The organism is Amycolatopsis sp. NBC_01307 (assembly GCF_035975215.1).
Lineage (GTDB): Bacteria > Actinomycetota > Actinomycetes > Mycobacteriales > Pseudonocardiaceae > Amycolatopsis.
The window spans coordinates 1,058,093-1,081,215 of sequence record NZ_CP108403.1 but is presented as its reverse complement, the minus strand read 5'-3'; the positions used below and the strand labels follow the sequence as shown (position 1 = coordinate 1,081,215).

General features: G+C 73.8%; 7 protein-coding genes. All 7 read right to left on the bottom strand.

The window, feature by feature from the left end:
* Positions 1-269: 269 nt before the first annotated feature.
* From OG439_RS04385 to OG439_RS04355, 7 genes are read right to left on the bottom strand one after another with little or no spacing between them, the layout of a single operon-like run.
* Entirely contained in the window at positions 270-1,610 is a 1,341-nt protein-coding gene (locus OG439_RS04385; protein WP_326948032.1) for a KamA family radical SAM protein, read from the bottom strand.
* Positions 1,607-2,677 carry a MupA/Atu3671 family FMN-dependent luciferase-like monooxygenase gene (locus tag OG439_RS04380; RefSeq protein WP_326948031.1) on the bottom strand — a complete coding sequence of 357 codons (1,071 nt, stop codon included), beginning with the start codon at positions 2,675-2,677 and terminating at the stop codon, positions 1,607-1,609. The genes OG439_RS04385 and OG439_RS04380 overlap by 4 nt, the downstream gene beginning before the upstream one ends.
* A gap of 24 nt (positions 2,678-2,701) precedes the next feature.
* Positions 2,702-4,006 (bottom strand): MFS transporter, encoded by a 1,305-nt coding sequence (locus OG439_RS04375; RefSeq protein ID WP_326948030.1) that lies wholly within the window; start codon positions 4,004-4,006, stop codon positions 2,702-2,704.
* Entirely contained in the window at positions 4,003-11,061 is a 7,059-nt protein-coding gene (locus OG439_RS04370) for a non-ribosomal peptide synthetase (RefSeq protein WP_326948029.1), read from the bottom strand. The genes OG439_RS04375 and OG439_RS04370 overlap by 4 nt, the downstream gene beginning before the upstream one ends.
* Positions 11,061-21,887 (bottom strand): non-ribosomal peptide synthetase, encoded by a 10,827-nt coding sequence (locus tag OG439_RS04365; protein ID WP_326948028.1) that lies wholly within the window; start codon positions 21,885-21,887, stop codon positions 11,061-11,063. Before OG439_RS04365 ends, OG439_RS04370 begins: the two co-directional genes overlap by 1 nt.
* Positions 21,888-21,912: 25 nt before the next feature.
* Entirely contained in the window at positions 21,913-22,860 is a 948-nt protein-coding gene (locus OG439_RS04360; protein ID WP_326948027.1) for a threonine ammonia-lyase, read from the bottom strand.
* Between the two features lie 26 nt (positions 22,861-22,886).
* Positions 22,887-23,111 carry an MbtH family protein gene (locus tag OG439_RS04355; RefSeq protein ID WP_326948025.1) on the bottom strand — a complete coding sequence of 75 codons (225 nt, stop codon included), beginning with the start codon at positions 23,109-23,111 and terminating at the stop codon, positions 22,887-22,889.
* Positions 23,112-23,123: the final 12 nt, after the last annotated feature.

The following is a 23,123-nucleotide window of genomic DNA, read 5'->3' as shown; positions in this document are numbered from 1 at the left end:
TTGACCTTCGTGTCGTACCCGCTCGGTGTCACCACCAGCTGAGGTACACGTCGTGCTCCAGGAGGTTCACCGGTGACGCCGCCGCATTCCGCCGGTCCCTGGCGATCTTGGACCGCATCGGCGCGCGGTTCGAGCTGGAGCGCACGAAAGAGGCGGCAGGCTGACCGAAGCCCGCCTCACGACGGGCCGATCACGCGGCTCGGCCCTCCACGAACTCTCCGAACGCGGCTCTTCCCTGCTGTGCCACTGAAGATCCCGGGCCGGAGACCTCAGCTTCCCGCTCCGGTCATCGCCGCGTACTCCCGGCTGAAGAAGAACTCCCGCTCGCCGAAGGCCGGGCGCAGGGCGTCGAACCAGGTGGCGGTGGGGTCGTACGCCGCGAAGAACGGCTGCTGTGTCCAGCGGGGGTCGCGGGCCTGGATGAACCGCAGGACGAACACCCGCTCGCCGTGGACTTCGGCGACGCCCTGGATCTCCACCTTGCCCGGGCCGCAGCTCATGCTGGGGCCGCGCGCGGTGCGGGCCAGGCCGGACACCGCGCTGACGGCGTCGGCGTAGATCCGCCACGTGCGCACCAACGGCACCTCGAAGTGGTTGCGTGCCCCGGTGTCGCGCTCGACGAACATGTAGTAGGGCACGATGCCCAGTGCCACCTGCCGTTCCCACATCCGGGACCACACCCGCGGGTCGTCGTTGACGCGCGCGAGGACCGGCGCCTGGCTGCGGATCACCGCCCCCGTCTCGCGGATCCGGCGCACGGCCTCGGCGAACAGCGGGTCCTCCATCTCCCGCCAGTGGTCGAGGTGGGCCATCACCGCGAGGTGCCGGCCGCCGGCGACGATCCGCCGGAACAGCGCCAGCAGCTCGCCGGCGTCGTCGTCCAGGACGAAGCGGTGCGGCCAGAAGGTGAGCGCCTTGGTGCCGATCCGGATGGTCCGCACGTGCTCCAGCCCGGGGTCCGCCAGGAGCGGGTCGAGGTACCCGGCCAGCCGGTGGGTCCGCATGACCATCGGGTCGCCGCCGGTCACCAGGACGTCGGACACCTCGGGGTGCGCGCGCAGGTAGGCGCGCAACGCCGTGCTGTCCGGCGCGGAGAACCGGTCTTCGGCGCCGACGAACTGCGGCCAGCGGAAGCAGAAAGCGCAGTACGAGTGGCACGTCTGGCCCGCGGAGGGGAAGAACAGCACGGTGTTGGCGTACTTGTGCTGCATCCCGGGCAGCGCGTCGCCCTCGAGCGACGGCACGTTCAGCGTCTGCTGCCCGGCGGGGTGCGGGTTGAGCTCCTCCCGGATCTTCCGCGCCAGCGCCTGGATCTCCGCGGCCGGCGCGCCCAGCCGCACCAGCTCGGACATCGCGGCGTAGTGCTCGGGGGAAAGCATGTCCCGGTGCGGGAACAGCAGCCGGAACAGCGGGTCGGCGGGCGGGTCCGCCCAGTCGATCAGCTCGTTGAGGACGAAGTCGTTGATCCGGAAGGGCAGGATGTGCGACACGACCTCCATCTCGAAGCGCAGGTCCGCCGGCAGCTTCGCCAGCAGGTCGAGCCGGCTGGCCTGGCGGAACCGGTAGGCCTTGAACCGCGCCGGGGCCGGCCGGACGCGCGAGCTGGTCAAGGCCGGGTCCGGGAGAAGTGCCGCGCGAGGGTGATCAGCGGCGGGAGCCCGGCGAGGATCCGCTCCGCGCTCAGGCCGAAGTCGACCAGGCACGCGACTTCGTCCACCCCCGCCGCCGCGAAGCGTTCGACGACGGTCCGGCAGCTTTCCGGCGAGCCGATCAGCGACCCGTCCCGCAGGTAGCGGTCGCAGGTCAGGTCGAGCAGGTCTTCGACGACGTCGTCCGGCAGGTCCTCGGCCGGCATCCGGTGGCCGCCGCTGATGGTGCCGCCGCCCTTCGCCGCCTTGGTCTCCAGGGAAACCGCCGAGCGGAGGTACTCGCGGAACGGTGTTCTCGTCGTCGCTTCGGCTTCGGCTTCGTCGTCGGCCAGGTGGGTGTGCAGCATCAGCGAGACGACGCCGGTGGCGGGATCGAGCCCGGTCCCGGCCCGGGCCTCGCGGTACAGCTTGATCTTCGCCGTGAGCTGGTCGACGTCCTGCCCGATCAGGTGCGTCAGGACGTTCGTGCCGCGGGCGCCGGCGTCCACGAACGTCTGCGGGTTGCCCGACGACGTCAGCCAGATCGGCAGCTCCGGCTGGACCGGCCGGGGGAACAGGCGCACCGGCACCGGGTGCCCCAGCCCGTTGGGCAGCTCGATCGCCTCGCCACGCCACAGCCGTCGCAGGTCGTCGAGCTGCGCGAGCATGACGTCCCGCCGGTCGGCGTAGGTCTGCGGGCTCAGCACGAAGTCGTTGACGTTCCAGCCCGCGCCGAACGACACCGCGGCCCGGCCGCGGGAGAGGTTGTCCACCACGGACCACTCTTCGGCCATCCGGACGGTGTTGTGCAGCGGCGAGATCAGGCTGCCGGCGCGCAACTGCAGCGAATCCGTCGTCATGGCGAGCGCCGCGCTCGTCAGCGCGGGGTTCGGGAAGACGCCGCCGAACCGGTCGAAGTGCCGTTCCGGCGTCCAGACGGCGCTCAGCCCGCCCCGGTCGGCCAGTTTCGCGGCGGCGAACATGGTGTCGAAGGTTTCGGAGGCGGCCGCACCGTCGGGAGCGGCGAAGAACATGATGCCGAAGCGCATCGGGTTTCCCTTCGTGGTGGGCGGTCAGGCGACGACCGGATCGGACGGCTGCTTCTCGTCACCGGGCAGCACCGGCGGGTGGCGCAGCGCGGGCACGACGGTGCCCACCAGCGCGACCAGCACCAGCCAGCCCAGCATCACCAGCACGGTCGTCGTGCTGCCGTAGAACTGCAGGAGCACCCCGGCCAGCAGCGGGCTGAGCGGGGTGGCCGACTGGCTGATGAACCGGCAGGCGCTGTCGACCCGGCCCAGCAGCTCGTCGGGGACGAGCACGATGCGGTAGGTGGAGAGCACCGAGTTCCACAGGGGCGCGGCCGCGAGCATGAGCCCGAACACGACACCCATCACGACGATGTTGCCCGCGACCAGCAGGATCGGCAGCAGCGCGGCCCACACCCACGGGAACCCGATGACGATCCAGGACGCGGGGATCCGCTCGGCCGCCCACGTCGCGGCGAACGACCCGAGCAGCCCGCCCACCGCGGCCACGGTCAGCACGGTGCCGACCACCGCGGCCGACGTGCCGGACTCGTGGCCGATGACGACGAGCAGCGTGGGCATCCCGTTCCCGACGAGGTTCGTGGCCGCGACCATGAGGGCGCTGCCGCGCAGGAACGGCTGGCGGAACAGCCAGCGAAGCCCGTCACGCACCCCCGAAATCAGCGACAGCGCCTTCGTGTCCGGCACCGGCGCCGACCGGAACCGGGTCTTGATCATCGACACCGTGACGTAGGAGACGAGGTACGACAGCGCGTCGCCGAGGAACGGCAGCAGCGCGGCGATCGAGAAGAGCGTCCCGCCGATCGGCGGGCCGGCCAGCATCGCGCCGTATTCCCGGCTTTCGTTGCGCGCGGTCGCGGAGCGCAGCTGGGACGCGGGCACGACGTGGCGCAACGCCCCCACCTCCGCCGGCGAGAACAGCACGGTGGCCGAGCCTTCGACGAGCGCCACGACGATGATGTGCGGGTACGTCAGCCAGCCCGTCGCGAGCCCGCCGACGATGCTGGCGAGCGCGACGAACCGGACGAGGTCGCACGTCAGCATGAGCCGGCGGCGGTCCCACCGGTCGGCGAAGAACCCGGCGGGCAGGCCGAGCAGCCACTGCGGCGCGCCCCGCGCCGTCGCGACCAGCCCGGCGAGCACGGGCGACCCCGTCAGCGAGAGCACCAGCAGCGGGTAGCCGACGTAGGACATCCGGCTGCCCAGCACGGACGCCAGCTGGCTGACCCAGAGCAACGTGAAGTCGCGGTTGCGGCTCAGTGGCACCGGAATCTCGGCCGGTCCGGCAGATTCGGGCGCGGGCGCCGAGGGTTCGTCGCGGGCGGTCATCCGGCCGCCTCCAACCCGGCCCGGAACACCGAAACGACCTGGGCGAGCTGGGGTTCTTCGAGCACCGACAGGTGGGTGCCCGGCACCTCCAGCAGCTCGGTGCGCGGCGCGTGCTCGCGCCACGCTTCGAACCAGGGCCACGACCAGTTGCCGTCGGTCGCCTTGAGCACGGTGAGCGGGACGTCGGCGGGCCGCGGCCGGTAGTTCCGCTTGGCCATCCGGAAGAACCGGTTGCGGCGCAACACGCTCTCCAGCGCGTCCTTCCCGAGCCCGATCTGCTCCTCGCGGAAACCGGCCTGCCGCACCAGGTCCGTCAGCCGGCGCGGGGCGAGGCCGGTCCAGTCCGCGTCGGAGATGCCCTCGGCCACGGCGATCATCTCGTCGAGGAGCCCGTCGAGGTGGTGGCGTTGCCGCGTTTCCGGTGCCTGGACGACGGAGTCGACCAGGCCGACCCAGCTCACCTCGGCGCCCGCGCGAAGCAGCTGGGCCGCGGCCTCGTAGGCGACGATCCCGCCGAACGACCAGCCGCACAGCCGGTACGGGCCCGCGGGTTGCCACCGCCGGATCCGCTCGACGTAGACCTCGGCCATCGCCACCACCTGGTCGGGCGCGGCGGCCGTCACGAGCGACTCGTCGAAGTCGAGCCCGACGAGCGCGAAGTCCGGCTCCAGCGCCCGCGCCAGCGCGTAGTACCCGGTGACGCTGCCGGTCCCCTCGTGCACGCAGAACAGGGTGCGGTCCCGGGGACCGGTGTTCAGCGGCACCAGTCCCGGCGTCACCGTCGGCTGCCCGGCGGCGGCCAGCTCCGCCAGCCCGGCGACGGTCCGCGCCTCGAAGATCGCCCGCAGCGGCACCTTCACGTCGTGCCGGGCGCGCAGGCGGGCGACGACGTGCGCGGCGAGCAGCGAATGCCCGCCGAGGTCGAAGAAGTCGTCGAACACCCCGACCCGGTCGAGGCCGAGCACCTCGTGCCAGATCGCGGCGATGGCCGTTTCCAGCTCGGTGCGCGGGGCTGCGAAGCCCGACCCTAGCTCCGGACGCGCCGAGTCGGGATCCGGCAGCGCCAGCCGGTCGATCTTCCCGTTCGCCGTCTTCGGCAACGCGGGCAGAAGCACGAACCGGGCCGGAATCTGGTACTCCGGCAGGGATTCTTCGAGCGACGCGCGCAGCTGCGGGACCGCTGCGTCGGTGCCGGCGGGCACGACGTAGGCGACCAGCCGCTGGTCGCCCGGCTCGTCTTCCCGCGCCACGACGACGGCTTCGGCCACGGCTTCCAGCGCCCGCAGGTGCGTCCCGATCTCGTCGAGCTCGACCCGGAACCCGCGGATCTTGACCTGGTGGTCGGTGCGGCCGAGGTGTTCGAGCACCTGGCCCGGTCCCCAGCGGCAGAGGTCCCCGGTGCGGTAGAGCCGGCCGTCGCCGAAGGGGTTGGGCAGGAAGCGCTCGGCCGTCAGCCCGGGCCGGTCCCAGTAGCCGCGGCTGACGCCGGCGCCGCCGATGTACAGCTCGCCGGGGACACCCGCCGGGCACGGCGCCATCGCCGCGTCCAGGACGTAGACCTCGGTGCCGGCCATGGGCTCGCCGACGGGGTAGGTCCACGCCGACCCGGCGCCGGCCGGGACCCGGATCCGCGTCGCGGTCATCGTGGTTTCGGTCGGCCCGAACTGGTTGACCACCTTGCCCGCGAGCCAGGCGCACTCCGCCAGCCGCTCGGCGTACAGGTGCTCGCCGCTGCACAGGACGAGGCGGACCGCGGCCAGGCCGGCGTCGGGCACCGGCTGCGCGGCCAGCTCGTAGAGCAGGGTCGGCACCACGCTGAGGATCGTGCTCACGCGGTGCCCGGCGAGCAGCGCCACGACCGAGGCCGGGTCCTTGGCGGCGTCCGGGTCGGTGACCACGAGCTTCGCCCCCGCCGACAGGGCGACGAAGATCTCGCGCACGGAGGCGTCGAAACCCCAGCCGGACAACGTGATCCCGGTGTCGGCCGGGCCGATGCCGTACTCGTCCCGCAGGTAGCCGATCCGGGCCAGCGCGTTGCCGTGGGTGGCGACGACGCCCTTGGGGCGCCCGGTCGAGCCGGACGTGTAGACGACGTACGCGGCGCTGCCGGGGTGGATCGCGGCGGGCGGGACCGGCCGGGACTCCGCCGCGTCGTCGTCCCCGTCGATCAGGAGCACGTCGCCCCGGAACCCGGCGAGCGCCCCCGCCGCGGTGGCGGCGTCGGTGAGGACCAGCCCGGTGCCGGTGTCCTCGAGGATGAACGCCACCCGGTCCCGCGGCTGGCGCGCGTCGATCGGGACGAACGCCGCCCCGGTCTTCGCCACGGCGAGCGCGCAGATCACCGCTTCCGCACTGCGCGGCAGGCAGATCCCGACGAAGACCTCGGGGCCGGCACCGCGCTCGCGCAGCCGCGCGGCCAGCGCGTCCGCCCGCCGGTCGACCTCCGCGTACGTCAGCTCCGCCGGCCCCGCCAGCGCGACGGCGTCCGGGCGGGCGGCCGCCTGCTGTTCGAAGAGCCGGTGCAGCCCGGTCACCCCGGCGGGCACGTGACTCGTGCGGTCGGCGTTGCGGCCGCGCACCAGGCTTTCGTGTTCCGCTTCGGACAACAGGGACAGGTCCGAGAGCCGGGCCTTCGGATCGGCGACGACGGCCGAGAAGAGCCGCTGCACGTGCTCGCTCAGCCGGCGCACGCGCTCGGCGTCGAACAGGGCCGTGCTGTACCGGATGCCGGCCAGCAGGCCGCCGGGGGTGTCGGCGAAGGCCAGCGTGAGGTCGAACTTCGCCTGGTTGGTCGTGAACCCGTGCTCCTCGGTGTGCACGCCCGGCAGCTCCCACTCGCCGGCCGGCACGGTGTTGACCGACAGCATCACCTGGAACAGCGGTGTCCTGGCGAAGTCCCGCTCGGGCTGGAGCTCTTCGACGAGCCGTTCGAAGGGCAGGTCCTGGTGCTCGTAGGCGCTCATCGTCACTTCGCGCACCCGGTCGAGCAGCTCGGCGAACCGCGGGTCACCGCCGAGGTCGGTGCGCAGCACCAGGGTGTTGACGAAGAAGCCGATCAGCCCCTCGACCTCACGCCGGTTGCGCCCGGCGATCGGGGTGCCGACGGCGACGTCGGTCTGGCCGGCGTAACGGCCGAGGACCAGCTGGACGCCGGCGAGGATGACCATGAACAGGGTCGTGCGGTGGTCCCGGGCGAGTCCGCGCAGGCCGGCGGCGAGCTCGGCGGGCATGCTGAACTCCAGTGACGCGCCTTCGGTCGAGCGGACCGCGGCGCGGGGCCGGTCCGTCGGCAGCTGCAGCGGCGGGACGCCGGTGAGCTGCTCGCGCCAGTAGCCGAGCTGCTCGTCCAACACGTCGCCGCGCAGCCAGTTCCGTTGCCAGACGGCGAAGTCCGCGTACCGGACCGCGGGTGCGGGCGTTTCGGGTGCGGTGCCGCGCAGCGCGGCCCGGTACCCCTCCCCCAGCTCGCGGACGAGGTTGCGCGCGGACCAGGCGTCCATCGCGATGTGGTGGGTGGCGAACAGCAGGACGTGGTCGTCGGCCGCGACCCGGAACAACGCGGTGCGCCACACCGGGCCCGTCACCAGGTCGAACGGCTTCGTGGCCGGCCCGCGGATGGCGTCGTCGAGTGCTTCGACGTCGACATCGAAGACCGGGATCCCGACCGGGCGGGCGGGGTGGATCCGTTGCCCCGCTTCGGTTTCCCCGGCGGCGAACGTGGTCCGCAGCACCTCGTGCCGGGCGATCACCCCGCCGAGCGCGGTTTCCAGGGCCGCGACGTCGAGGGCGCCGATCAGCCGCCAGGCCAGCGGGACGACGTACTCGGTGCTGCCCGGTTCGAGCTGGTCGAGCAGCCACAGCCGTTGCTGGGCGAACGACAGCGGGAAGAGGTCGCCGTCGCCGGCCACCCGCTCGATGGGCGGGATCCGCCGCCCGGTCCGCCGTTCGTCGAGCAGCCGGGCCAGGTCCGCGACCGTCGGTTCGGCGAACAACGCCCGCAGCGGCACCTCGGCGCCGCCGAGCCGGCTCAGCCGGGACACGACCTGGGTCGCCAGCAGGGAATGCCCGCCCAGCGCGAAGAAGTCGTCGTAGACGCCGATCTCGTCGATCCCGAGCACGTCGGACCAGACGCCGGCGACGAGCTCCTCGGACGGCGTCCGGGGCCGGACCGGACCGGCGGCCAGCTCTGGCCGGGCACCGCCCGGCGCGGGCAGGCCGCGCCGGTCGACCTTCCCGTTGCCGGACAACGGCAACGCCGGCAGGAACACGAACGCGGCGGGCAGCATGTAGCCGGGCAGCACCGCCGCGACCCACTCGCGGACGGCGGGCTCGGTGAGGTCGCCGTCCGCGACGAGGTAGGCGACCAGCCGGCGGTCACCCGGGGTGTCCTCCCGCGCGACGACCACCGCTTCGGACACCGCGTCGAGCAGCAGCAGGCGCGCCTCGATCTCGCCCAGCTCGACGCGGTACCCGCGGATCTTCACCTGGTGGTCGGTGCGGCCGAGGAACTCCAGGTCGCCGTCGGGCTGGAAGCGGGCCAGGTCACCGGTGCGGTAGAGCCGCCCGGAGCCGAAGGGGTCGGGCACGAACCGCTCGGCCGTGATGTCCGGGCGCCCGAGATACCCGCGGGCGACGCCGTCGCCGCCGATGCAGAGCTCCCCCACGACGCCCACCGGCACCGGGTTGAGCGCCTCGTCGAGCACGTACATCCGGGTGTTCGCGATCGGGCGCCCGATCGGCACGGGCACCGAGGGGTCGAACCGTTCGTCCGCGACGTAGATCGAGCAGCCGACGACGGTCTCGGTCGGGCCGTACTCGTTGATCACCCGGGACTTCGGGGCGATCCGCTGCCAGGCCGCGAGGGTCTCCGGCTTGACCTCGTCGGCGCCGACCACGTAGGTCCGGACGGAGCCGAGCTGCTCGTCCTCGCCGATCATGCCGCGCAGCAGGTCGAGGTGCCCGGGGGTGATCTTGAGCAGGCTGAAGTCACCGGGCGCGGACAGCAGCTCCCGCAGGGAGTCGTGCCCGCGATCGGCCGCGAGCAGGGTGACGTCCTTGCCGCCGATGAGCGGCAGGAAGAAGTTGGGCATCGAGAGGTCGAAGGCGATCGAGCCGAGCATGGGAGCGCCGGACGCACCGCCCAGCCCGTAGCCGTCGATGGCCCACCACAGGTAGTTGACCAGACCCTGGTGCGCCACGAGGACGCCCTTGGGCCGGCCGGTGGAGCCGGAGGTGTACATCACGTAGGCGAGGTTGTCCGCGCGGACGGGCGCGCCGGGGTCGGTCTCCGGCAGCCCGGCCGCCACGGAGACGTCCGCGTCGAGCACGATGGCCCGCTCCGCGTACTCCGCCGGCAGGCCCGGTTGTGTCCGCGGTTCCACCAGGACCCACTCCGCGCCGGTGTCGTCCAGCATGAAGCGCATCCGTTCGGCCGGGTGCCCCGGGTCCAGCGGCACGTAGGCGGCGCCGGACTTGAGGATGCCGAAGATCCCGACGAGCGCGTTCACCGACGGGCTCACGCAGATCCCGATCCGCTGCTCCGGCCCGGCCCCGAGCCCGCGCAGGTGGTGGGCCAGCCGGTTGGCCCGGGCGTCCAGCTCGCCGTAGGTCAGCCGCGTGCCGTCGGTGTCCACCACCGCGACCGCGCCGGGATCGCGGGCCGCGCACGCCGCGAACAGCTCGTGCACGCAGCGGTCGGCGGGGTATCCGGCGTCGGTGGCGTTCCACTCGGTGACGATCAGCTGCCGCTCCGCCGGCGTGAGGATGCCGAGGTCGCCGACCAAGGCGGCGGGATCCGCGGCCAGCCCGAGCAGCAGGGTGCGCAGGTGCCCGGCGAGCAGGCCGGCCCGGTGGCGGTCGAACCGCGCCCGGTCGTAGGTGATCTCCACGCGCAGGAGGTCGCGCACCGCCGCGACGACGCTGAGCGGGTAGCCGTTGCGTTCGCGCGCGCCGACCGGCACGAGTTCCACGCCGCCCGCCGACTGGTCCGCCGCGGTCGCGGCGGGGTAGTTCTCGAACACGAGCAGGCTTTCGAACAGCGGCGTGCCCTGCGGTACCCCGCTGCTGCTCTGCGCGAGCACGAGCGGCGTGTAGTCGTACTGGCGCAGGCGGAGCTGGGCGTCCTGGACCGACCGCAGCCACTCGCCGACCGGTTTCGCCGGCTCGACGCGCACCCGCAGCGGCAGCGTGTTGATCATCAGCCCGACCATGGACTCGACCCGGTCGGCTTCCGGCGGCCGGGTGCTCATGGTGGCGCCGAAGACGACGTCGCGCTCGCCGGTGTAGCGGGACAGCACCAGCGCCCACGCGCCCTGCAGCACGGTGTTGACGGTGATCCGCTGCGCCCGCGCGAACTCCCGCACCCGCGCGGACTCCGCGGCGTCGAGTTCCAGCTCGGCCACGGCGAAACCGGACTCGGTGCCGGGCCGGTCGGCGGTGATCTTCGTCGGGGCGGTGAAGTCGGCCAGCTCTCCCTTCCAGTACCGCTCGGCGGCGGCGGTGTCCTGGGCGCCGAGCCAGCGCAGGAACGAGCGGTACTGCGGCGCGGGCTCCAGCACCACGCGCCGGCCTTCGCTTTCGGCGCGGTAGCACGTCATGAGGTCGCGCAGCACCAGCCGGACGCTCCAGCCGTCCAGCAGCACGTGGTGGAAGCTGAGCACCATCAGGTGTTCCCGGTCCGTCTCCCGGAAGAGCGTGACCCGCAGCAGCGGCGCCTTGGCCAGCGAGATGCCTTCACGCCGGTCCTGCGCCAGCCACGCTTCGAGCCCATCTGACGGCACCCGGCCGAGCACGGTGACCGGCACCGTCACCGACCGCTCGATCAGCTGGAGCGGTCGGTCGACGCCCTGCCAGCGCACCCGGGCGCGCAGCGCGGTGTGCCGGGCCACCACCGCCTGCCACGCCCGCTCCAGCGCGGCGGTGTCGAGCGGCCCGTCGAACCGGTACAGCAGCTGCTCGAAGTCCACGCCGCCGTCGGGGTCCAGCAAGCTGTGGAACAGCATCCCCTCCTGCATCGGTGACAGCGGGAGGATGTCCTCCAGTGGCGAGGCCTCCATCAGACGTCCCTTCGGTATTCGTCGATGATCAGGTCGAGGGTCTGCTGGTCGAGGCCCACGAGCGGGAAGTCCGCGGGGACCGCGCCGGTGGTGCCCGGGGCGGTGCAGTGGGCGATGACCGCGGCGAGTTCGGCGACGAAGGCGTCGGCGAGCCGGTCCGCGGTCTCCGCACGGTGCAGGTTCCGGGAGTAGCCGACGGTGATCCGGAAGCGGCCGCCGCTGATCTCGGAGTTGAGTTCCAGCACGTGCGAACGCCGTCCGCTCGGCGCCTGCGCGCTCCCCCGCGGCTCCTCGGCGCCGCCGAACGTCCGGTCGGCGGCGAGCACGTTGTCGAACTGCCCGAGGTAGTTGAACAGCACCTGCCCGCCGGAATCCGTGAGCCCGGCGCCGCCGGGGGCGAGGTACCGCAGGATCCCGTGGCCGACGCCGCCCCGCGGGATCTCGCGCAGCGCCTGCTTGGTTTCCTTGAGCACCTCGGCGATGCCGGTGCCACCGCCGGTGTCCAGGGCCACCGGGTAGATCGAGGTGAACCAGCCGACCGTCCGGGACAGGTCCACCCCCGCCACGATCTCCTCGCGGCCGTGGCCCTCCAGGTCGATGACGACGTCGGAGGCGGTGGCGTACGGCCGGATCGCCAGCGCGAGCGCGGTCAGCAGGACGTCGTTGATCTGCGTCCGGTACGCGGCGGGCACCTCGACGAGCAGCGCGCGGGTCAGCTCCGCGCTCAGTTCGCGCGTGACCCGCGCCGTGGATTCGACGGTGTTGGCCCCGCCGGGGTGGTCGACCGCGATCACGGCCCCGGGGCCCGTTCTCTTGCCCCAGAAGTCGATTTCCCTGTCGGCGGCGGGGGAAACCGCGTACTCCGGCAGCATCCGCGCCCACTGCAGGAACGACGTCGTCTTGGCGGGCCACGTGATCGGCAGGCCCGCCCGCACCTGCCGGTAGCCCGTTTCCAGGTCTTCGAGCAGCACCCGCCACGAGACGCCGTCGACGACGAGGTGGTGGGCCACGAGCAGCAGCCGCCGCCCGCGAGGGCCGAGATCGGCCAGCAGCGCGCCGAACACCCGCCCGGCCCGGATGTCCAGGCTCGCTTGCAACCAGTCCGCCTCGACGGTGAGCGCGGTATCGGTCGCGCACCGCACTGTCCACAGTAGATCGCCGGGGACCTCGGCCGTGCCGGACTGCGTCCAGCCGTCCGGCCCGGGGGTGAACCGCGCGCGCAGCATGTCGTGCTGCGCGGCGAGCCGGTCCAGGACCAGCCGGAGGTCCCGCTCGGTCGCCGCCGGCGGCACCGTGACGATCATCGACTGGTTGTAGTGGTCGAGGTGCGGCAGGTCGCGGGCGAAGAACCAGTGCTGGATCGGTGTGAGCGGGGCGTCGCCCGTCACCACGCCCTGCTCGGCCCGCACGACCGGCGCCGTCTCGGCCGCCGCGGCCAGCGCCGCGATGGTCTGGTGCTCGAACACCATCCGAGGCGTGATCCGGAGGCCGCCGGCCACGGCCCTGGCGACGATCTGGATGCTCAGGATCGAGTCCCCGCCGAGGTCGAAGAAGTTGTCGAACACCCCGGCCCGGTCGAGCCCGAGGACCTGCGCCCAGACGCCGGCCAGCAGTTCCTCCGCCGGGGTGCGCGGTTCGGCGAAGCCCGAGGCGAGTTCGGGCCGGGCCGCACCGGGAGCGGGCAGCGCACGACGGTCGACCTTGCCCGTGGCCGTCAGCGGCAACGCCGGCAGGAAGACGAAGGCGCCGGGCACCTGGTGGGCGGGCAGCGTCCGCTCCAGCCAGGCCCGCAGCTCCGAGACCGACGGCGTCCGCCCGGCGGGCACGACGTAACCGACCAGACGGCGTTCGCCCGGCTTGTCCTCCCGCGCGGTGACCACGGCCTCGGCGACGTCGGCGGATTCCAGCAGCCTCGCCTCGATCTCGCCCAGCTCGATCCGGAACCCGCGGATCTTGACCTGGCGGTCGGTCCGGCCGAGGTACTCCAGGACCCCCGCCGCCGACCACCGGCCGACGTCACCGGTCCGGTAGAGCCGGCCGGTGCCGAAGGGGTCCGGGACGAACCGCTCCGCCGTCAGCCCGGGGCGGCCGAGGTAGCCGCGGGTCACGCCCGCGCCGCCGACGTACAGCTCGCCGGGCACGCCGATCGGGCAGGGCGTCAGGTCCGCGTCCAGCACGTAGGTGCGCAGGTCGCTCAGCGCCCGGCCGATCGGGCCGGCCGCGGCGTCACCGCGGGTCGACGACGTCAGCACGAGCGACGTCGTGTGCACCGTCGTCTCGGTGATGCCGTACATGTTGACCAGCGCGACGGCCCGGGTGCGGTGGTCGTCGAACCAGGGGCGCAGCGTGGTCAGGTCGAGGGCCTCGCCGCCGAAGACGACGAACCGCAGGTGCCCCGGTCCGGCGGCGATCAGCGGCCCCATCAGGGCCCGGAACGCCGTCGGCGTCTGGCTCAGCATGGTGACGTGCTGCTCGGCGACGACGCCCGCCAGCCGCTCGGGGTCGCGGGCCACCGCGTTCGCGGCGATCACCGTCCGCCCGCCGGTGGTCAGCGCGCCCCAGATCTCCCAGACGGAGAAGTCGAACGCGTAGCTGTGCGTCGAGAGCCACACCTGCTCGTCGTCGAAGCCGAAGGTCTCCCGGGTCGCCTCGAACAGCCGGCTGGCGTTGGCGTGGGTGACCTGAACGCCCTTGGGTTTGCCGGTGGAGCCGGAGGTGTAGATGACGTAGGCCAGGTTCTGCGGGCTCATGACGGGCCGCGGATCGGTGTCGGGCAGGCCGTCGAGCACCGCGGTGAGCGCCGCGTCGTCGAGGTTCACGACTTCGGCCGCCCAGTCGCGGGTGGCGGTGGCCGCGTCGGTGACGACGAGCGCCGTCCGGGCGTCGGAGATGATGAACGCGAGGCGCTCGGCCGGGTACGCGGGATCCAGCGGCAGGTACCCGGCGCCGGACTTGAGCACGGCGAGCAGGCTCACCACGGTCCGGACCGACCGCCCCAGGCACAGCCCGACGAGCTGCTCCGGGCCCGCGCCACGCCGGCGCAGGTGGTGGGCCAGCCGGTTCGCCCGGCGGTTCAGCTCGGCGTAGGTCAGGACCGCGCCGTCGGTGTCGGTGACCGCGACGGCGTCCGGACGCTCGGCGGCGTGCCGCTCGACCAGCTCGTGGAGCAGCGCGGCGCCGGTGGCCGAGCCGCCGGGATTCCACTCCGCGACGACCTGGGCGTGTTCCCGCTCGGTGAGCAGGGGCAAGTCCGACAGCCGCCGGCCCGCGTCCCGCGCGACCGCCTCCAGTACGCGCCCGACGTGCTCGCCCAGCCGGGTCACCCGGCCGGCGTCGAACAACGCAGTGCTGTAGCGGATGACGCCCGCGAGCCCGTCCGGGGTGTCGGTGAAGGCGAAGGTGAGGTCGAACTTGGCGTGCCGCGCGCCGAGCGGGAACTCGGTGACCTCGACCCCGGGCAGCGCCCACGCCCCGGGCGGGGTGTTGTCGAGGGTGAGCATGACCTGGAAGAGCGGGGTGCGGGCCAGGTCACGCTCGGGCCGCAGTTCGTCGACGAGCCGTTCGAAGGGCAGGTCCTGGTGCTCGTAGGCGTCCAGGGTGACCGTGCGGACGCGCTCCAGCAGCTCGGTGAAAGCCGGGTCGCCGGACAGGTCCGCGCGCAGGACGAGCGTGTTGACGAAGAACCCGACCAGGTCCTCGACCTCGGTCCGGGTGCGCCCGGCGATCGGGGTGCCGACCGCCACGTCGTGCTGCCCGGAGTGCCGCGCGAGCACGGCCTGCACCCCGGCGAGGACCACCATGAACAGCGTCGCCCGGTGGTCCCGCGCCAGGCGTCGCAGCCCGGCGGCGACCTCGGCGGGCACGGTGAACTCGATCGCGGCGCCGTCGGCCGAGCGGACGGCCTCGCGGGGACGGTCGGCCGGCAGCTCGAGCGGCGTGAGCCCGGCCAGCCGGTCCCGCCAGTGGCCGAGCTGGGCCTCCAGCACCGGCCCGGTGAGCCAGTTCCGTTGCCACGCCGAGAAGTCCGCGTACTGCGTCGCGAGCGGCGGGAGCCCGGGAGCGCCCCGCCGGTAGTGGTGGCTCAGCTCCCGCACGAGCACACCGGACGACCAGGCGTCGGCGACGACGTGGTGCATGGCCAGCACGAGCACGTGCTCCCGCGGGCCGAGCCGGACGACGGCGGCGCGCCACAGCGGTCCGGTGCCGAGGTCGAACGGGCGGTACACGAAGTCGGTGACGACCTGCTCGGGCGCGCGGTCGCCGGTTTCCAGGACCGGCAGGGTCACCGCGACGGCGGCCGCGATGTGCTGGGACGGCTTGCCTTCGACGGTCGGGAACGCCGTCCGCAGCACCTCGTGCCGCGCCACGACCGCGGCCAGCGCCGCTTCCAGCGCGGCCGGGTCGAGCTCGCCGGTCAGCCGCCAGGCCATCGGCGCGATGTACTCGGTGCTGCCGGGCTCGAACTGGTCGAGGAACCACAACCGTTGCTGCGCGAAGGAAAGCGGGAGCCCGGCCGCGCGGTCGGCGTGCGGGATCGGGCTGAGCGCGGTCCCGTCCGCACCGGAGAGCCGCTGGGCCATCCCGGCCACCGTGGGTGCCTCGAACAGCAGCCGCAGCGGCACCTCGCGGCCGCTCGTGCGGGCGAGGCGGGCCACGACCTGGGTCGCCAGCAGGGAATGCCCGCCCAGCGCGAAGAAGTCGTCGAAGACGCCCACCACGTCGACGCCGAGGACGTCGCTCCAGATGTCGGCGACCAGCTCCTCCAGCAGCCCGCGCGGCCGGACCGGGCCGCTGCCGAGGTCGGGCCGCGCGGTGTCCGGCGCGGGCAGCGCCCGGCGGTCCACCTTGCCGCTGCCGGACAGCGGGAGGGCGGGCAGCACCACGAAGGCCGACGGGACCAGGTAGCCGGGCAGCGACGACGTCAGGCGGGCGCGCAGGGCCGGCAGGTCGAGCGGGTCCGCGCCGGGCACCAGGTAGGCCACGAGCCGGCGGTCGTCCGGGGTGTCCTCCCGGGCCACCACGACCGCCTCGGCGACGCCGGGCTGCGCCAGCAGCGTCGCCTCGATCTCGCCGGGTTCGACGCGGTGGCCGCGGATCTTCACCTGGAAGTCGGTGCGCCCCAGGTATTCGAGGTGCCCGTCGGGCGACCAGCGGCAGGAGTCGCCGGTCCGGTAGAGCCGGCCGGACCCGAAGGGGTCGGGGACGAACCGTTCCGCGGTCGGCCCGGGCCGGTCCCGGTACCCGCGGGCCACGCCGGCCCCGCCGATGTACAGCTCGCCCGCCACGCCGATCGGGCACGGCGACATGGCCGCATCGAGCACGTGAAGGCGGGTGCCGGCGATCGGCCGGCCGATCGGGACGCGGCCCGGGCCGGCGACGGCGCCCGCGGGCAGGGTGTGCACGCAGCACCCGACCACCGTCTCGGTGGGCCCGTACTCGTTGACCAGGTAGCCGCCGGCCGGCAGCCCGGCGAGCACTTCCGTGGCCGCCGCGGCCGGGAGGTCCTCGCCGCCGACGATGACAGCGGGCGGGAACACGACCCCGGCCGGCGAGGTGCCCGCCAGCACCCTCAGGTGGGTGGGCGTCAGCTTCACCAGGGCGGCGCCGGGCGCGGGCAGCAGTCCGGCCGGGTCGGCGCCCTCCTCGGCCAGCTGCACGGGCCGGCCGGCCAGCAGCGGCAGGAAGATCGACGTGACGGTCATGTCGAAGGCGGGCGACGAGTGCAGCACCGCACCGCCGGCCCGCGGGAACGGGTACGCGCCGGCGGCCCAGGCGAGGTAGTTCGCCAGCCCCCGGTGGGTGATCTGCACGCCCTTGGGGGTACCGGTGGAGCCGGAGGTGTAGATGACGTAGGCGAGGCTCTCCGGGTGGCCACTGGGGTCCCCGGCGGGGGCGTGCCCGGCGATGGCCCGTGCGGTGGCCGGGTCGTCGACGTCGACGACGTCCGCGCGGATCCGGGCGCCCAGGTCGGTGGCGTGCGCGGTGTCGGTGAGCAGGACGGCCGCGCGCGCGTCCGCCAGCGTGGCGGCGAGGCGCTCGGCCGGGTGCCCCGGATCCAGCGGGAGGTAGGCGGCGCCGGCGCGGTGCACGGCGAGCAGGGCCACGATCGTCTCCGGGCGGCGGGCCAGGCAGATCCCGACGACGTCCTCCGGCCCGGCCCCGCGGTCCCGCAGGTGGCCCGCGAGGCGCTCGGCGCGGTCCACCAGCTCGCGGAAGCTCACGGTGGTGCCGTCGGCGGCGCGGACCGCGACCGCGTCCGGCTGGTCCTGCGCGTGCTTCGAGAGCACGCGGTGGATCCACCCCGGCCGCTCGGCCGCCTCGGGGCGTTCGGCGGGGCCGGTGCCCCACTCCTCGACGACCGTCCGGCGTTCGGCTTCGGTCAGCAGCGGGATCGCCGAGAGCCGCGCACCGGGATCCGCGACGACCCCGGCGAAGAACGTCCGCAGGTGCTCGCCCAGCCGCTCGATCCGGCGCGCGTCGAACAACGCGGTGCGGTAGGAGATGACGCCCGAGAACTCCTCGGCGTTGTCGGTGAACGCGAGGGCGAGGTCGTACTTGGCGCGGTCGGTGGTCAACGGGTGGTCGGCCAGGGTCAGGCCGGGCAGGCGCAGCCGCAGCGCCGGGGTGTTGTCCACCGACAACGAGACCTGGAACAGCGGCGTCCGGGTGAGGTCGCGGTCCGGGCGCAGCTGCTCGACGAGCCGTTCGAACGGCACGTCCTGGTGCTCGTAGGCGCCCAGCGTGGTGTCCCGCACCCGGGCGAGCAGGGCCGTGAAGGCGGGGTCCCCGCCGACGTCGGTCCGCAGCACGAGGGTGTTGACGAACATGCCGATCAGCGGCTCGGTCTCCGGGCGGGCGCGCCGGGCCACCGGGGTGCCGACGGTGATGTCGTCCTGACCGGTGTACCGGGCGAGGACGGCCTGCAGCCCGGCGAGCACGACCATGAACAGGGTCGCGCCCTCGGCCCGGGCGAGCGCCCGCAGCCCGTCGGCGGTCGCGGCGGGCAGGGTGAACTCGAGCGAGGCACCGGCGGTCTCGGTGGCGGCCGGGCGGGGCCGGTCGGCGGGCAGGTCGAGCACCTCGGTCCCGGTGAGCCGGTCGCGCCAGTACGCCAGCGGCTCGTCGAGCGCGGGACCGCTCAGCCGGTCCCGCTCCCACCGGGCGAAGTCGGTGTACTGGATCGGCAGGTCCGCCGGCGCCGGAGCGTGCCCTTCGACGGCGGCCCGGTAGGCGCGGCCGATCTCCTCGGCGAAGACGGCGGCCGACCAGGCGTCCGCGACGATGTGGTGGATCGTCAGCGCGAACACCGAACGGCGAGGGCCGGTCCGGACCAGCAGCGCGCGCCAGACCGGCCCGGTGCCCAGGTCGAACGGCTCGGCGACAAAACCGGCCAGCACGTCGTCCAGGTCTTCCTCCCGTGCTTCGCACACGGTGAACGGCACCGGGCCCGGCGGCGCGACGACCTGGACGGGCTCGCCGTCAGCGGTCGGGAACGTGGTCCGGAGCGTGTGGTGCCGGTGGGCCACCTCGGTCAGCGCGGCGCGCAACGCGCCGGCGTCGACCACCCCGGACAGCTCCCAGCCCAGCGGGATGACGTAGTCGGTGCCGCCCGGTTCGAGCTGGTCGAGGAACCACAGCCGGTGCTGGGCGAAGGACAGCGGCGCCGGGCCGCGCCGCCCGGACCGCGCGATGGGCGCCTCCGCCGCGGATTCCCCGGCCGCCACCGGATCGACGGCGGAGACGAGGGCGGCGAGCTTCGCGACGGTCCGCGTCTCGAAGAGCGCGCGCAGGGACACGGCGAACCCGTGCCGGCTGCGCAACCGGGCAACGACGTGCGTGGCGAGCAGGGAATGCCCGCCCAGCGCGAAGAAGTCGTCCAGGACACCGACCTCGTCCAGGCCGAGCACCTCCCGCCAGACGCCGGCGACGGCGGCCTCGGCCGGCGTCCGCGGCCGCACGGGTGCCGCCCCCAGCTCCGGCCGTTCGCTCCCGGGCGCGGGCAGGGCGCCGCGGTCGGTCTTCCCGTTCACCGTCCGCGGCAGGGCCGGGAGGGCCACGAAGACCGACGGCACCAGCGACGCGGGCAGGACCCGCTCGAGCTCGGCGTGCAGCCACGACGCGGCGGGCGGCGCGCCGGACGTCGTGAAGTAGGCGGTCAGCCGCTGGTCTCCCGGGACGTCCTCGCGCAGGACGACCACCGCGTCGGCGACCGGCTCGAGCGCGCGCAGCGCGGCCTCGATCTCCGCCGGCTCGACGCGCAGTCCGCGCACCTTCAGCTGGTTGTCGAGCCGGCCGAGGTGCTCGAGGGTGTGCGCGGGCGACCAGCGGCAGCGGTCACCGGTGCGGTAGAGCCGGCCGCCGCCGAACGGGTCGGGCACGAAGCGCTCGGCGGTCAGGCCGGGCCGGCCCAGGTACCCGCGGGCGAGGCCGGGACCACCGATGTACAGCTCGCCGGGCACGCCGACGGGACACGGGTTCAGCGCGTCGTCGAGGACGTAGAGCGTCGTGTCGCCGACCGCGGAACCCACGTCGTAGCGCCACGACGGCCCGGCGCCCGCCGGCACCCGCGTCCAGGTGACCGTGATCGTGGCTTCGGTCGGGCCGAACTGGTTCAGCACCTTCCCGGCGAGCCAGGCGCAGCCCGCCAGCCGTTCGGCGTGCAGCCGTTCACCGCTGCACAGCACCAGCCGGACGTCCGCGGGCACACCGGCGGCGGCCGGCTGGGCCGCGAGCTCGTACAGGACCGACGGCACCGTGCTCGCGATCACCGTCACCCGCGCCGCGGCGACCAGGCCGACCACCCCGGCCGGGTCCTTGGCCGCGTCCGGCCCGGCCAGCACCAGCCGCGCCCCCGACGTGAGCGTCCCGAGGATTTCGCGCGCCGACGCGTCGAAGCCGAACCCGGCGATCGCGAGGACGACGTCCGACGGGCCTAGGTCGTAGTCCGCCCGGATGTGCCGGATCCGCCGCGACACGGCCTCGTGGGTCGCGACGACGCCCTTCGGCTGTCCGGTCGAGCCGGACGTGTACGCGATGTAGGCGACGGAAAGCGGGTGCACCGGCAGGGCGAGATCGTGCCCCGGCCGGCCGGCGATCGCCGGGTCCCGCGGATCCACCGTCCGGCCCGCGAACCCCGGCGGGAGCGCGGCCGCGGTGTCCCGGTCGGCGAGCACCAGGCCGATCCCGCTGTCGGTCAGGAGGTACTCGAGCCGAGCCTGCGGGTAGCCGGGATCCAGGGCGACGTAACCGATGCCCGTCTTGAACGCGGCGAGGATGCCCACGATCGCGTCGGCCGACCGGGGCAGGCAGATCCCGATCGGGGCGCCCGCCGAGGCACCCGCCGCGAGCAGGTGCCGGGCGAGCCGGTTGGCCCGGACGTCGAGTTCGCCGTAGGTGAGGCGGCCGCCGTCCGGTTCGACGAGCGCGACGACGTCCGGGGACGTCTTCGCGTTCGCCTCGAACAGCGCGTGCGCCGGCTCGGCCGGCCCGGACACGGGCGCGCCGGCGGGCACGAGTTCGCCGCGTTCGGCGTCGGTGAGCAGCGGCAGGTCGGACAGCCGGACCTCGGGGTCGACGGCGACGGCGGTGAGCACCTGCAGCAGGTGCCCGCACATGCGGGTCATCCGGGCGGTGTCGAACAGCTCGGTCCGGTAGCGCACCCAGCCGGTCAGGCTGTCCGCGCTGTCGACGAACCCGACCGTCAGGTCGAACTTCGAGTGCAGGAACTCGACCGGGAACGCCTCGGCACGCAGGCCGTCCAGCTCGAGGTGGTCGAAGGTGGTGTTCAGCACCAGCAACGCCTGGATCAGCGGGGTGCTGGTCCGGTCCCGGTCCGGGTGCAGCTGTTCCACCAGCCGTTCGAAGGGCAGTTCCTCGTGGTCGTAGGCGTCGAGCGCGACCTCGCGGACCCTGGCCAGCAGCTCCGCGAACGTCGGATCGCCGGACAGGTCGGTGCGCAGCACGAGGGTGTTGACGAAGAACCCGATGAGCGCCTCGGCTTCTTCCCGGCCGCGGCTGGCGATGGGGGTGCCGACGGCGACGTCGTCCTGCCCGCAGTAGCGCCCGAGCACCACCTGGACCGCGGCGAGCAGGATCATGAACCGGGTCACCCGGTGCTCGCCGGCCAGTTTCACCAGCCCGTCGGCCACGTCCGGCGGCACGGTGAACTCGACGGCGGTGCCCTCGGCCGAGGCGAGCGCCCCGCGCGGGCGGTCCGTCGGCAGGTCGAGCGGCCGGATCCCGTCGAGCTGCCGGCGCCAGTGCCCGAGCAGCCGGGACGCGACCGCGCCGTCGAGCCGCTCCCGTTGCCAGCGCGCGAAATCCGCGTACTGCATGGTCAGCTCCGGCAGCACCGGCGGCCGCCCGGACAGCGCCGCCCGGTAGCACTCCCCCAGCTCGTCCACGAGGTTCCGCGCCGACCAGGCGTCCATCACGATGTGGTGCGCGGCGAAGACGAACACGTGGTCGCGCTCGCCCGCCCGGACCAGCCCGGCGCGCCACAGCGGGCCGCGGGCCAGGTCGAACGGCTCGGCCGCGAACCCGGCGACCACCTTGGCGAGGTCGTCGTCCCGGGCGTCGAGCAGCGGCAGCCGGGCCGGTTCCGCCGCCGTCACGACCTGCGCGGGCTCACCGTCTTCGGCGACGAAGCGGGCGCGAAGCACCTCATGGCGGGACACGACCCTGGTGATGGCGTCCTCGAGCGCGGGGACGACCAGCTCGCCGGTGAGCCGCCAGGCGAACGGCACGACGTACTCGGCGCTCCCCGGTTCGAGCTGATCCAGGAACCACAACCGTTGCTGCGAAAAGGACAGCGGTGCGCCGGACATCGGCTTCCTCCGAAACACGTGACGATCAGGGACGGGCGGGGTACCGGCTGGCTCCGGTGAGCCGGCGGAACTCGGCCGGCTCGACGTTCCCGCCGCTCACGACGGCGACCGTGCCCGCCGCGGCCGGCAGGGTGCGGGCCGCTGCGAAGGCGAGGGCGCCGGTCGGTTCGACGGTCAGGCCGAGCACGGCGAGTTCCTGCATCGCCGCGAGGACTTCGTCTTCGGCGACCTCGACGACTTCGTCGACCAGCCGGCGGATCAGCGGGAAGGTGAACGCGCCGGGTGTCTGGGCGAGAACGCCGTCGCAGACGGAGACCGGGGGGTCGATCTCGATCCGCCGGCCCGCCGCGAGCGACAGCGCGGTGTCGTTGGCCGCGCGTGGCTCGGCGGCGACCACGCGGACCCGCCGGCCGGCGACCTCCACCGCGGCGGCCACCCCGGCGAGCAGCCCGCCGCCGCCGACCGGCACCACGATCGTCGTGGCCCCGGCCAGCTGCTCGAGGATCTCGAAGCCCACCGAGGCCTGCCCGGCCACCACCAGCGGGTGGTCGTAGGACGACACCGGGACCGCGCCGGTCGCGGCCGCGATCTCCGCCACCCGGTCCCCTCTGGCGTTGTTCCCGCCGGCGCACGTGATCACCCGCGCGCCGAGGCGCCGGATCCGGTTCCGCTTGTACGCGCTGGTCGCCTCGGTCATCACCACCGTGGCGTCGGCCCCCATCCGGGAGGCGGCCCACGCGGTGGCGATGCCGTGGTTCCCGGACGAGCCGACGACGACGGCGGCCGGCCCGAGCGCGGTGAGGGCGTTGAGCGCGCCGCGTGCCTTGAACGACCCGGTGACCTGCTCGTTCTCGCACTTCAGGTGGATCCCGGTGTCCGGGTCGGTCAGGATCGGCGTGCGCCGGATCAGCGGTCCGATGCGGTCGCGCGCCGCCAGGCACTGCCGGGCGAACGGCGTTCTCGGTGCGGGCATGCCGACCTCGTGCCGGGGCGGCCGGATCAGTTCCCGGCCGCCTGCCGGTCCATGAACGTGCGCAGGCTCAGCGGCCGCATGTCGACCCAGACCCGCTCGATGTGCTCCAGGCAGGCCTTCCGGGCGCCGCGGGTCCCGTCGGGCCGCCAGCCCCGCGGGATCTCCTTGCCCACCCGCCAGATGGAGTACTGCTCTTCCTCGTTCACGACGACCTGGTACTCGAACTCGTCTTCCGTGGTGTCGTTCGGCATGGCTGTTCCCCG

What these genes read in the sequence shown, in the direction of transcription:
- OG439_RS04355 (WP_326948025.1), bottom strand. Translation starts at nt 23,111, where the DNA reads ATGCCGAACGACACCACGGAAGACGAGTTCGAGTACCAGGTCGTCGTG.
- OG439_RS04370 (WP_326948029.1), bottom strand. Translation starts at nt 11,061, where the DNA reads ATGGAGGCCTCGCCACTGGAGGACATCCTCCCGCTGTCACCGATGCAG.
- OG439_RS04380 (WP_326948031.1), bottom strand. Translation starts at nt 2,677, where the DNA reads ATGCGCTTCGGCATCATGTTCTTCGCCGCTCCCGACGGTGCGGCCGCC.
- OG439_RS04360 (WP_326948027.1), bottom strand. Translation starts at nt 22,860, where the DNA reads ATGCCCGCACCGAGAACGCCGTTCGCCCGGCAGTGCCTGGCGGCGCGC.
- OG439_RS04365 (WP_326948028.1), bottom strand. Translation starts at nt 21,887, where the DNA reads ATGTCCGGCGCACCGCTGTCCTTTTCGCAGCAACGGTTGTGGTTCCTG.
- OG439_RS04375 (WP_326948030.1), bottom strand. Translation starts at nt 4,006, where the DNA reads ATGACCGCCCGCGACGAACCCTCGGCGCCCGCGCCCGAATCTGCCGGA.